This window comes from Peribacillus sp. NPDC096622, assembly GCF_044762665.1.
Taxonomy (GTDB): Bacteria; Bacillota; Bacilli; order Bacillales; family DSM-1321; genus Peribacillus; species Peribacillus frigoritolerans_B.
This window is the reverse complement of sequence record NZ_JBIWES010000022.1, coordinates 1-12,207: the sequence shown is the minus strand read 5'-3', so window position 1 is coordinate 12,207 and position 12,207 is coordinate 1. Positions and strand designations below refer to the sequence as shown.

The following is a 12,207-nucleotide window of genomic DNA, read 5'->3' as shown; positions in this document are numbered from 1 at the left end:
ATGGCCAATTACCAAATACATATATAAAATCAAGTCTTTTGGCCATTTGGCTTGATAATTGAAAGGATTTGAATAAATGTTAGATAATACAGATGAAGGTATCTTGCATGAACTTTCCAAAAACAGTCGAATCACGATGAAAGAATTGGGGGAGAAGGTCCATTTGACTGGTCAAGCAGCTGCAGCTAGAGTTGCCAAATTAGAGGATAATGGAGTGATTGAGGGGTATACCATTCAAGTAAATCAAGTGAAATTAGGGTGTTTCATACATGCTTTTATTACAATCATTATACAAAGCACTCATCATCAACCTTATTTGACGTTCATAAAAACACAGAATCAATATATCATAAATAACTATAAAATCAGTGGAGATGGTTGTTATCTTCTCGAATGTAAATTTCCATCTAATGAAGCATTAGATGAATTTTTGGGAGACTTAAACAACCATGCGAACTATAAATTATCCATTGTTATCAAAAAATAGGGCATCAACTAAACTTAAACAACGATATTGAACACCATCCGATTAATAGGGGGTGTTTTGTGTGTTTTTATAACAACTAGTCTTATTGATGTTAAGATACTTTTTAAAAGAAAAAGAAAAAGAAGAGAAGGCACCACATCCGGTTCGTTTTCCACTAAGGACGAGAAAAATTTTCTTTTTTTGCCATTCTTCTAATCCGTTATAATTATTTGACCATAAGTAAAGGAAAAAGATAACTGTAACCATTCATTCTGTTAAAATCCAGACTGACCTTACATCGATCGAACAGGGAAATATATTAATCATTGTATAAAAAGTCAGAAAAATATAAAATATACTTAAATCGGGTGTTTTTTTTCTATTAACAGTTTGTCTTGAGTAGGGAATTTCCACCTACTTCACTATCAATTAAATATTTATTCCTTAAAAGAAAAGAGTGGGTTTTATGATGAAAGACATTAAAAATATCTATTGTGTAGGCCGAAACTATGCCTTGCATGCAAAAGAGCTGAATAATGAAATTCCAACTTCCCCTTTTTTATTTTCAAAACCGACTCATTCGCTCGTGGAAGCAAATGGTCAGTCAATTACGTTGCCGGGTAATCAGGGTTCCGTTCACTTTGAAACTGAACTTGTCATACATATCGCAAAACAATTCGAATCAGGAATGAAAGTAGATGAAATAGTAGATTCCATGGCCATTGGGTTAGATTTAACACTTAGAGATGTTCAATCACAGTTAAAACAAAAACAGCATCCTTGGCTTTTGGCTAAAGGATTCAAAAATTCGGCAGTTGTTAGTGATTTTATTCCGTTTCCAGGTGTCGAAGCATGTGAACAATTGGATTTTTCCCTTTTAAAAAATGGAGAGCGTGTACAAGTCGGAAATATTAAAGATTTACTTTTTGATTTGCAAACCATTATAAAATTTACAGCAGAGCATTTTGGGCTCGGAAAGGGAGATATAATTTTTACCGGTACTCCAAGTGGTGTCGGTCCTCTTTCAGATCAAGACAAGCTTTCACTAAACTGGGGCGGAAATGAAATAGGATCCTGTTCAGTCACACTCCATTCATGAAAAAAGACAGTCATTTTGACTGTTTTTTTTATGGAATAACTCAATTTTAGACAAAAAGAAGAAACTCGTCTAAAATGAAAAGAACAATATAACATACATGGAAACGGCTAATTTGTCACGTGCTTTTTCAAAAAAGGTTTGGCCATTAAAGTTTGGCTTTGGTAAAATTATTTTTTATGGAGTATTTTAGAACCTTTAAAATGCATGATGATAATCAATTAAAGTGCCATATTTTAATTATATAGGGTAGAACAGGGTGGAATGAGCATGAAAAACAACCAAGAAAAGAAGTATTTAGATAATTGGCTCTCTATTACAAATATTCAAATGGGCATCACGAATGAGCTGGAAAGTGCTTTGCAAAAAAATCATAACCTTTCGTTAAAAGAATTTTACGTTCTTTACTTTTTATCCAAAACAAGCGATAAACAATTGAGGCTGCAACAATTACAAGATATGGTAGGATTAAGTCAAAGTGCTATATCTAGGCTGGTAGTCAGGCTAGAAGCAAAAAGCTGCGGCGTATTACAAAGGCAAATATGTGAAGATGATCGACGAGGTATTTACACACGTTTAACTACATTAGGTGAAGAAAAACTACAAATTTCCTTAAATACTGTTCATGAAATTCTGCAATCTGCTCTTTCAAAAGGAAACCTTCAAGAGGAATTACAATCCTTGATCCAGAAATTGTAAATGGGTTTTGTATCTCTTATATAATAAGGAAGTCGGTTATTTCTATATTTTTTAGATAGGAATATACCTTTCGCCCAGTAAGGTAATTAAGATCGGATCTGTTGGGAAGCTGTTTATGCTCATATAAATGCAGGCGCATGCATTTTTTGTCGTTTGAATGTAAGCGCATTCAATTAAATAATAACCATTCATCACAATGCATTATATAAACTTCTTTCAATGGGGGAACCTAACTTGTTGTATTCGGTCGGTGTGACATCCATTGGTTTTTCCCCTATTTCAAGAATAATGAAGGCCTATAATCCATCAACAGATGAAGAACTCCATTTTCAAATGAAGATCACTTACTGCGGTAATTTATTTGAAACTATTTTCATTTTTTGACGTAATACTATCAGGGATAATTTAGAAATGTCATGGAATACAAATGGATTTCTTGTTCTTTCTTATTAGGCCCCATTTTACATATAAATTCTAATAGAGGTTTCACGAAGGGAAGAGGACGTATGTTTAAAAAAATCTTAGCTAGTTTAGGAAAAGGAGCTGCAACTGTAGATTTACAATGTGACAAGGGTAATTACCAAGCTGGAGAAAGCATTCAAGGGCAGGTAGTAATCCAGGGTGGTGAGGTTGAACAGAAAATCAATCAATTGACTGTCCGGTTGATGATGAATGTGGTATTAAAACAAGGAAGCGTTACTAAGGAAGTTGCACATATACCATTAGTTAATCGAGATTGTATTCACCCCAAAGAACGTAAGGTCATTCCTTTTCATTACCTCATACCTACGAATATACCTATTTCAAGGGGATATGTCTCATACTATCTGGATACACATCTTGATATTGAGGGCGGTGTCGACCGCAAAGATGTAGACCGGTTAGTCATCCAATCCCAGGAATCTATCACATCCATTTTTAATGCAATGGCTCAATTAGGTTTTCGCGAGACAGCGGACTCAGGTAAACTCGATCAATATGGACAGGAATTTGCTTTTTTCCCCACTGAACAATTCATGGGACAAGTAAATGAAGTTGAATTGCGGTTTGCCAATGAAGAATCAGGTATCCGCGTCTGGATGGAAGTTGACTGTAAAAGCGGCTACAAGGAAATTGAAGCAAAACGTGAGTTTCATTTAAATCAAAAAGTTCTTGAGCAAGAAGCCGATCTTCATAAACTTTTTGGAAAATATATATCGGAAGCTATTGATCAGCCTTACGCTTTTACACAGCCGTTCTCTTATTCCACAAACCACCCTCATGGTCGCTCCTCCCAAATGGGAAACGCTATCCCTGGAATGGTTGGTGGGTTAGCAGTGGGTGTTTTAGGGACTATGTTATTTACTGAGATGATGGAAGGTTTTGATATTGAGGAAATGTTTGAAGAAGCAACTGAGGATTTTGACGGTGGATTTGATTCATTTTTTGATAATGGGGATGAGGAATCCTAAAAATAATTAGGTTGTTTTTTATGACAAGTGTTGCATACTTTGATCAGTGAGTAACACTTGTTTTATTGTTGTTTGGTTTATAAGAAGCCAGGAAGAGGACATTTAACAGTGCACTTGGCGAATCGACATGCTTTCTCTTCTGAAAATAGCCCTTCGTTTTTTGATTTGGCTTGAAAAAAATGAATAAACAATCATATAAGGCCAATTCTATAAAAAAGAATGTTAAAAAGGAGATTACATCGTGAAACCATATGAAATAAAAAATATGATTATTGATGACGAGTTTAATGGTGAAGAATCGGTTACAGCTGACTTTACTCACAATGATAAAGATTATAGCATTACTTTAAAAAAAGAAGATCTTGAAATGGTAAATGCATGGGTTTTTGAGGATGGTTCATCTCTTCCAGCAAATTTATCAGGTACTATCATTGAATCAATAAGGGAAGATATTAAAAAGAGAATCTAGTCATTTGCACTAGATCTTTTTTTTGTCATTTTCTTAATCGAAGTAAAATTTAGCCTTGTTTATAAGTGCTTTACTTCAATAAGGCAGGTTGCTGAGGCAGCCTTCTTCTTATGGCACTAACGGGGCAGGGTAGGTGAAGAGTCCTATTAGATCTTCATTCAACAATTGGGCCATTTAATGGAATAAGGCTTATTGAACGGGTAGAAAGTTTAAAAAAGTATTATTAAATATTTCACAAAACAAAAAGGTGAATTGTGGTAATATTGATAAAAAAATACTTAGAAGTCCAAGGAGAGTGTTATTAGTTGCTTGATTATGAGCGTTCTTTGTCGTTAGATTTCGAGGAATCTTCGTATATTGAAAAGGATGGTTATACGGTTAGAGATGTGTCTTATTTAAGTCCGTATGGTGGTAAAGTACCCGCATATCTTGTCGTTCCAAAAACAGACGGACCTTTCCCATCAGTTGTTTTTATGCATCCAGGTCAAGGCAACCGAACGACATTTTTGTCAGAAGCTAAAGCTTTAGCTTTAAAAGGCATAGTTTCTCTTTTAATCGCTGCACCTGCCATGCGAAACGATTATCCAAAAGATTTATCTGAGGAACAGATGTTAAATCTCACGGTAGAGACAATAACTAATATTGGACAATATACTCAGACAGTTATTGACATTCAAAGGGGAGTTGACCTTCTTTGTAGTTTAGAAAATATTGATATAAATCGTCTTGCCTATATTGGACATAGTTTGGGGGCTACTTGGGGTGGAGTTCTCGCTGGCATCGAAGAACGTATTAAATCATATGTTTTAATGGCTGGATTATCTAGTGTGTCTGAGTGGCATAAAACGAGTGACCATCCATTAGCGACATTAATTCGTGCCAAGCTTTCAAGAGAGCAGTTTAATAAATTCATTTCAGAATTGGAACCATTAGATGCAATTCATTATATAAATAAAGCTACTCCTGCATCACTGTTATTTCAATTTGTTCATGATGACGAATTTGTACCAAAACATCAAGCAGATGCATTCTATTCTGTTGCAAGTTCACCAAAGGAAATTTCTTGGTATAAATCTGATCATCTGTTTACGAGTTGCGATTCTGCCTATCAAGAGCGTACAAAATGGATTATCAAGCAATTAGGACTTAACAATAATTAATCTATTTGAACTTTTGAACCCGTTTCCACGATCTAAGTATTCCAGAATAGGGCGTGATTCTGGAATAAGTTTCGCTTTTCTTAATGAATTAACGGGTGCGTTCGTTCATTAGGAACACAAATTATCAATTTTTGTGAAAGATTAATTCAATTAAATATTATAAGGCATGTTTTGATTAATATTTTTTCAAAACATGCCTTTTCTATTTATTCATTTATCAAGGTTTCTTGGATTAATTTGATCAAACTTTGTTTCAAATCTACAATAAGATAGATTATATTAGGAAGAATAATGAACAGGGTTTTATGACGTGAATGATAACAAAAAAACTTATTTCAAAGCGCCGAGACATGTGTTCAGAAAAGGACGAGTTTTTTTAGAACATAGATAGCAGATGTACAACCTAAAAAATGTACGTTGTGAAAACAAACAATAAAGTCATTGAGATTTACTATTAAAATGTAAAGAAGGCACTGCTTAAATTGTGGTACCTCCTTTTAAAGTTCAATAAAAGTAGTCAACTTTAATTTTGGAATCAGAACAGATAATAAAGTTTTTTAAAACAAAATAAAACTTTTTTAAAATGTTCACATGTTATTCCAGAATTGGGCCATTTAATGGGGTAAGAGGTTGGATATTACTTCAATTTTTTATGTAGCTAACAGTGTTCTAAAGTAGCCAAAACGTTGATTTATCAGCGATGTATAAAATCCTACATAAAAAAGTTCCTTTTACTTCTTGACTCCAAAATTTAACCTATATCACGACTTAATTTGTTATGATGCAGTTAATTATTCTTTCTATATTATTATTTATTTGACAATACCATGTTGGATAATCTCCACATCTACCTTTGATTTGAATTTAACATCTTTAAAATAGTTTGTCTTATCTTTTTCTTTCCAGGTATCATGGTGAAAAGCGATCAGTCTTCTTCCAATACCAAACGCATCACAGTTGGCTTCTTGTAGTTTTTTAATCACTCCTTCAGCATTATTAGTAAAGATATTTGATAATTTTTTGTTTAGTTGATCAACTTTCTTAGGTACATTCCCTATAGGATATTCTTCTACTATTACTTTTAAATGTAAGTTTAAATTTACAAAAACTTCTCCTCTGTCATTCACAGAAACATTTAACTTCTGTTTAATATGATCGACATTCAGAGAAATAAAATTCTTCATTTTTAATTCTTCATTTCCGTTTACATTTTGTGTAAAACGCGCATATTTCCCTTGCTTATTATTTAGTAAAAGAAAAAGAGTGGATTCTACTTGGGATAGAGTTCCTGATAATTTCCTTTCATCAAATAATGCTACACCTGCCACATCTATAGTAGTACCATTACGACCTATCTCTAATAAGGGAAGAACAATATCTTCACCTGGATCAAGTAACCCTGAAGCCAGAGTCTGGATGCTTTCTTCAGGAATGATTGTATTTGTTTCAGTACTTCGGATTAGATATAAGATGTTTTGACTAATGTTTGATTCTACTCTAGGTTGAATACTGAGTGTATCAAATGCTTTTGCTTTTACAACTGCTAATTTAGCACTTAAGGAACTTCGGGGATCGCGCCAAATTACATCTAAAGAAGGATAAATGTCACCTTTTGCAAATTGTTCACCGAATAATACAAGTTTATTTTTCGAAGAATCTAAATTACCGGGTATCTCTGTATTTAATTTCATGCGTCCTTCTCTTGGAGTATTTGCCACTGTAGATAAATTTTCACTATTAATAGCTTTAGTTTCTTGTCCTGAATCCACTGAGTTTCTATATATATTTGGTATTGCAAATCCTAATAAAAATTCCCCTTCATCAGTCTGATCAAAAGTTATAGTTTGTATTAAAGTAGCATCTTTCATTAAATTTTGATCCCAGCATCCTGTTGTTAACAATAAACATATACTAATCATAAATAACCTTTTGATTTTCATACATTATAATCTCCATGTCTTTTATTAGGAAGGAAAAATGAAAGCAAAAATAAACATAATGGTATGACCACAATAAAGCTAAAATGTGCAGGTTCCATAAGCTTATTAAATTTTTCAAGGTCAGTTTCATTGTCGGGAAGAAGAGCAATAATAAAAATAATCCCGGCAGTGTATGGAAGAAATGCAGCATGATTGGCACGTTCAAAAAGGTATTTAAGGCCATGTGAAGAAAGAAAAAGCCAGGTTGCAATAGATGTAGCAACAGATATGATCCAGATAGATAAGAAAAATAAATCGATTCGTTCGATGATTTGAAAGGAATAGGCTTTGATCATATACAATAAAGGCTGTGGAGTAAGATATAGATCTTGCCTAGTTTCGAAAAAGACCAGACTAGCAAACACCAGATATGTATAAAATAGAGTTACGAAAAGATGGGCAGATGAAATCGCAATTAGTTTACGGGTTTCAGATGCTTTTACATAAGGGTAGAGAAAAAGCATAAACTCAAACCCTAACATCGAAAATGTTGCTTCTTTAGAACCCTTTATCATATTTGATATGCCGGATTGACCAATTGGCAATAGATATAAAAAATTAGCATCTTTTAGCGAATATGTAATTAGACCAAATAGAATAATTAACATTGGAGTAACGAGTACATAAAAACGAGCCATGCTTCGTAAATTATCTTTAACAAGATATACGCAAACTCCTAACATTAATAAAATTAATATCCAGTTTGGCGTCCTTTGTAAGATCCATATATCGATGATTTGACTAAAACGGGATAAAACTAAACTGCCTGTAAAAACAAAGTACAGGATGTAACATAAAATGACGGCCTTTCCTAGCCTTTTCCCTAGTATATGAGGAATGATTTCATAAATTGTTAAAGATGGAAATCTTCTGCAAAGCCCCCATAATACCAAAATAATGACTTGTATGATTAGTCCTGCAATTAAAATAGATATCCACCCATCATTCTTAGAAATTAACGAGACATCATGAGGTAATGATAAAATTCCAACTCCGATTTGAGATTGAATGATCATAAAAAAAAGCTGTGTTTTTGAAATACTACTTTCTTTTGTTATCATTGGATTTCCATCCCCTTGAAAAATTTTGTTGTTTAATATGTTTAGGATGTGAATCTAAAGGTCTTGTATTCAATTTCCAAATTGGCAAACGCAAAAAAGTATCCTTGATGTCTTTTATTCTAAGTGGAGCAAGTGGAGCAAAGTAGGGTGTACCAAATGACTCTAACTTGCATAAATGAGCTAAAAGCACAATAAAACCAAAGACTATTCCAACGAATCCAAATGAGGCAGCCAGAAACATGAACGGATAACGTAACAATCGAACTGCGTCGCTCATTCCATGTGATGGAACACAAAAAGAAGAAATAGCAGTTAAGGCAACAACGACAATCATTGTAGTCGAGATAAGCCCTGCTTGAACGATGGCGTCCCCAATAACAAGGCCTCCAACTATCCCAATTGTTTGGCCAATTCTTGAGGGAAGACGTATTCCAGCTTCGCGAATCAACTCAATGGTTAATTCCATAAGTAATGCTTCGATTAATGGGGGAAAAGGAATTTTATTAATTGAACTTCCGACAGGGTTTACAAGTTCGTCAGGCAGCACTTCAAAGTGAAATGCAATAACAGCAATATAAAAAGCTGGCAATAGAATCGAGATCAAAAAACTTGCATGTCGAATTGAACGGATAAACGTACCAATCATCCATCGAGAATTATAATCGTCAGGTGATTGATAAAAAGCAAAAAATGTAACCGGCAAAAGTAAAGCAGTTGGGTTTCCATCCATGAAGACAGCAACTCTGCCTTCATTTAAATGTCCAATTACACGATCTACTCTTTCTGTATTTAATAATTGAGGAAAAGGTGATATTGTAGAATCTTCTATTAATTCCTCCAAGAATCCAATATTTAAAACGTTATCCATCGAAATGGAATTTAATCTGCGTTCAAATTCAAAGATTACTTCTTCATTTGCAAGATTATTTAAATACACAAGTGCTATTTTTGATTTAACTTGTATTCCAACTGGGAAATATTTCATGCGTAGATTAGGACTTTTCATTGTTTTTCTAAGTAAATGAAGGTTCGTTAAAAGGTTTTCAATAAATCCATCATGAGCACCCTGAACAATCTTTTCGTTTTCTGGTTCTGTAACAGAACGGTCCTTAGACATAGAGACATCAACCAGATAAAGCTTTTCATAACCATCTAAACTCAAAACACAAGAGCCTTTTAAAAGTGCATCCTCGACCTGATTGAAAACTGTTGTAGCCTGAAAATTAGTACTAAGCACCTTTTGAATTGTTTCTGAATTCGATTCTAAACAAGGTTTCAAAGCGTCTCTTTGTATTTTTTCCTTATCTACCATAGTTTCGAGATAAATAAGTACACCTCGTACTGTTTCCGTTTTTAATTCCTTTACAACTAAATCTTCTGTGTTAGAAAAGATTTGTTTTATTGTGGAGATATTTTCATTAACTTTAGAGAAAACTTCTTTAGAGGGTTGAGGTATTTGCTTTGAAGGAAGATAGTCATTATTTACCTTGTTATATTTTAATAAATGTTTAATGAACTTCATTAAATTTAAGCTCCTATATTTATTTATAGGTATTTTCTCCAATAATTATCAATGTATGTACCAAATAATAATAATGAATGGATGGATTTTGATATGATTCCTTGTCAAAGTCTTCATTGTTTAATTAAGCAGCACGAGACAGTCTTGTTATTGAATTAAATAAACTCTAGCCTAGCAACGAATAATTATAGTTGCTGGGTTTGCGTAAAATAATTCTTAAAAACTCAGAATGAAATTAAAATATATAGGAGTAAGTAAAAGCGCTTTAATTGAAGAAGGGTCACAGAAATACTCAAATAAAAGAATTCAATTTGATAGCATGTGTTATAAGCTAAGTATCAACCTAAACGAAAGTTAACACTTAGCTTTTTTCTATCCTTTAAAACTGCTAAAAGTGATCGTGAGGAACTGATTAAGGCGTTGGACTATTTAAGGGAAGGTGACAAGCTGGTTGTTTACAAAATAGACAGACTAGCTAGGAGTACATTTGATTTACAAAAGATTGCTTTGGATTTAGAAGAACGTGGAATAGCTTTAGTATTCATCAAAGAACAGATTGATTTTAGTGCACCATCAGGAAAGCTAATGTTTACTATGCTGGGGCTATTGCTGAGTTTGAACGTGATCTAATTAAAGATGGAACCATTGAGGGAGGTAAAAGGGCTAAGGCACAGGGTAATCATATGGGACGTAAAGGGAAGGACGAGAAGGACGTTAAGAAGGCGTTAAATCTGTATGATAAAAGAGAATCTAACGGTTTAAGCGTTAGTGATATAGCTAAAATGACTGGCGTTCCACGTTCCACTATTTACGCTAAAGTGAAAGAGATGACTAGCAAATAGCTAATCGTGTTTTTTAACTTTAAAATTATTTAAAGGGTGATTTTAAGCGTCTACTAACTGTACTAATTGGTGTACAGTAAACTTACATGTAAGAGAATAGTTAACATAAGCATTGAAAAAAGGATCTTCAAATCGAAGACCCTTTCTTAGTGTCTATTTAGTTAATGGTATTTTAATATCATCACCAACTTCAAGAATACTATCTTGGCGATCCTTAACCGGAGCAAAAATCATAATATATTCGTCCTTTGCGCCTTCTACTTCACCCTTACTAAAAACTGGATCAACTTTTTCACCAGCAGATTTCAAGAATACACCAGATTTTTTATCATCAACGATATAACCGTATTCTTTATCAACTTTCCTTGCATTAAGAAATTTATCTTCTAATTTGCTCATTACTCTGTATTGCATTCCACTTTCATCTTTTAGGAGTTTTGTGTCAGATCCAGTAACAACTACTCTTGTTTCAAATGCTGAAAACTCTATCTGCTTAATCTTGTATGTTTCGTTTTCAAACGTGAATTCTCTATTTATTTCTACAGTTTCTCTTTTTGAGACGGCAGATTGATCGAGTTTAAAATCGAGTGGCCATGTCGTTTGTACACTGTCCCTCCCACTGTCATTCCAAATTGTCAAATTTTCGATTTCTAAACGAATGTCTTGGCCTTCATATTTTTTGATTGATTCAAAGGATAAGGCTTCAGCCATCTTGTTTTCATTACTATCGTAATAATTACTTCCCCATCCCACATTGTCTAACTTCTTTCGTTCATCTCCAACAATCAAGTAGATTGAACTTACACCCTCAAAAAGGTCGATATAATGTTTTTTTAAATTTGTTTTTTCACTTTGATAGGTCAGTAACAGTTTTGTTTCCTTTTCATCCGTCAACACCCTGTTAAAATGCACTGTTATGTCATGTTTTTTATCATAAAATGTTTGATCAAGAACTTGGCCATGTCCTAGTTTAATTGCCGCCTTAACACCTGTATCATCAATATGTTTACTCAAAAATATTTTATCGTCGTTCTTAACTGTTTCAGCTTGTGAATTAACACTCTCAGTAGTAGAATTTTGTGTTTTGGAGCCACAAGCTGATAGTATCAATAACATTAATAAAAAAGTAATTAATATTTTTTTAGACATCTAATTTCTCCTTTTTATAAGGGATGTCCAATTTCAACAAATGAAAATGCACAATACCCTTTCTTTATTTGTTGTATTTTACCACATAAATCCATAAATGAATTCTTAACTATCAATATTTTATTTTATACTCCATACAAAACTAGTTAACAATTTCAGGAAGTAGCTAAAAAAACCAAACCCATGGGTATTGTATCAGCGGTTTGGTTCTAATGGCACTAACGGGGCAGCATTCCTGTAATAACTGAAAATGAGGTTTGAACGAAAAAAGACCTCTTGATAAGATGAATGTGTCCTGAGCTGGCCAGCTAAA

10 protein-coding genes and 1 pseudogene are annotated in these 12,207 nt (G+C 33.5%); 7 read left to right on the top strand and 4 right to left on the bottom strand.

What is annotated here, in order from left to right; genetic code table 11:
* The first annotated feature begins 76 nt into the window (after nucleotides 1-76).
* The 6 genes from ACIQYG_RS23855 to ACIQYG_RS23830 all read left to right on the top strand — a co-directional run bounded on the left by ACIQYG_RS23855 (nucleotide 77) and on the right by ACIQYG_RS23830 (nucleotide 5,341).
* A complete protein-coding gene (locus ACIQYG_RS23855; RefSeq protein WP_402843227.1) occupies nucleotides 77-487 on the top strand; it encodes an Lrp/AsnC family transcriptional regulator in 411 nt (136 codons plus the stop codon).
* A 448-nt stretch (nucleotides 488-935) separates the two neighbouring features.
* Nucleotides 936-1,565, top strand: coding sequence for a fumarylacetoacetate hydrolase family protein (locus tag ACIQYG_RS23850; protein ID WP_402843316.1), 630 nt, complete (start codon nucleotides 936-938; stop codon nucleotides 1,563-1,565).
* 267 nt (nucleotides 1,566-1,832) lie between these two features.
* Nucleotides 1,833-2,261 (top strand): MarR family winged helix-turn-helix transcriptional regulator, encoded by a 429-nt coding sequence (locus ACIQYG_RS23845; protein ID WP_402843224.1) that lies wholly within the window; start codon nucleotides 1,833-1,835, stop codon nucleotides 2,259-2,261.
* Nucleotides 2,262-2,767: 506 nt separating this feature from the next.
* Complete coding sequence (locus ACIQYG_RS23840; RefSeq protein ID WP_402843221.1) at nucleotides 2,768-3,712, top strand: sporulation protein; 945 nt, start codon at nucleotides 2,768-2,770, stop codon at nucleotides 3,710-3,712.
* A 241-nt stretch (nucleotides 3,713-3,953) separates the two neighbouring features.
* Nucleotides 3,954-4,181 carry a hypothetical protein gene (locus tag ACIQYG_RS23835; protein ID WP_402843218.1) on the top strand — a complete coding sequence of 76 codons (228 nt, stop codon included), beginning with the start codon at nucleotides 3,954-3,956 and terminating at the stop codon, nucleotides 4,179-4,181.
* 305 nt (nucleotides 4,182-4,486) lie between these two features.
* Nucleotides 4,487-5,341 carry an alpha/beta hydrolase gene (locus tag ACIQYG_RS23830; protein WP_402843215.1) on the top strand — a complete coding sequence of 285 codons (855 nt, stop codon included), beginning with the start codon at nucleotides 4,487-4,489 and terminating at the stop codon, nucleotides 5,339-5,341.
* 812 nt (nucleotides 5,342-6,153) lie between these two features.
* Here ACIQYG_RS23830 and ACIQYG_RS23825 read toward each other — a convergent pair.
* The 3 genes from ACIQYG_RS23825 to ACIQYG_RS23815 are packed head-to-tail and all read right to left on the bottom strand — an operon-like array spanning nucleotide 6,154 to nucleotide 9,903.
* Nucleotides 6,154-7,281, bottom strand: coding sequence for a Ger(x)C family spore germination protein (locus ACIQYG_RS23825; protein WP_402843213.1), 1,128 nt, complete (start codon nucleotides 7,279-7,281; stop codon nucleotides 6,154-6,156).
* The gene (locus tag ACIQYG_RS23820) at nucleotides 7,278-8,381 is read right to left on the bottom strand and encodes a GerAB/ArcD/ProY family transporter (protein WP_402843210.1); all 1,104 of its coding nucleotides are present in this window, start codon (nucleotides 8,379-8,381) and stop codon (nucleotides 7,278-7,280) included. Before ACIQYG_RS23820 ends, ACIQYG_RS23825 begins: the two co-directional genes overlap by 4 nt.
* The gene (locus tag ACIQYG_RS23815) at nucleotides 8,362-9,903 is read right to left on the bottom strand and encodes a spore germination protein (protein ID WP_402843207.1); all 1,542 of its coding nucleotides are present in this window, start codon (nucleotides 9,901-9,903) and stop codon (nucleotides 8,362-8,364) included. Before ACIQYG_RS23815 ends, ACIQYG_RS23820 begins: the two co-directional genes overlap by 20 nt.
* Before the next feature lie 378 nt (nucleotides 9,904-10,281).
* Here ACIQYG_RS23815 and ACIQYG_RS23810 point away from each other — a divergent pair.
* Nucleotides 10,282-10,745: pseudogene (locus ACIQYG_RS23810) on the top strand (recombinase family protein); the annotation flags it as partial.
* Nucleotides 10,746-10,898: 153 nt separating this feature from the next.
* Here the strand turns inward: ACIQYG_RS23810 and ACIQYG_RS23805 are convergent.
* A complete protein-coding gene (locus tag ACIQYG_RS23805; protein ID WP_402843204.1) occupies nucleotides 10,899-11,894 on the bottom strand; it encodes a hypothetical protein in 996 nt (331 codons plus the stop codon).
* Between the last annotated feature and the right edge of the window lie 313 nt (nucleotides 11,895-12,207).

Coding starts and splice junctions, on each gene's coding strand:
- ACIQYG_RS23855 (WP_402843227.1), top strand. CDS start 77: ATGTTAGATAATACAGATGAAGGTATCTTGCATGAACTTTCCAAAAAC.
- ACIQYG_RS23850 (WP_402843316.1), top strand. CDS start 936: ATGAAAGACATTAAAAATATCTATTGTGTAGGCCGAAACTATGCCTTG.
- ACIQYG_RS23845 (WP_402843224.1), top strand. CDS start 1,833: ATGAAAAACAACCAAGAAAAGAAGTATTTAGATAATTGGCTCTCTATT.
- ACIQYG_RS23840 (WP_402843221.1), top strand. CDS start 2,768: ATGTTTAAAAAAATCTTAGCTAGTTTAGGAAAAGGAGCTGCAACTGTA.
- ACIQYG_RS23825 (WP_402843213.1), bottom strand. CDS start 7,281: ATGAAAATCAAAAGGTTATTTATGATTAGTATATGTTTATTGTTAACA.
- ACIQYG_RS23820 (WP_402843210.1), bottom strand. CDS start 8,381: ATGATAACAAAAGAAAGTAGTATTTCAAAAACACAGCTTTTTTTTATG.
- ACIQYG_RS23815 (WP_402843207.1), bottom strand. CDS start 9,903: ATGAAGTTCATTAAACATTTATTAAAATATAACAAGGTAAATAATGAC.
- ACIQYG_RS23805 (WP_402843204.1), bottom strand. CDS start 11,894: ATGTCTAAAAAAATATTAATTACTTTTTTATTAATGTTATTGATACTA.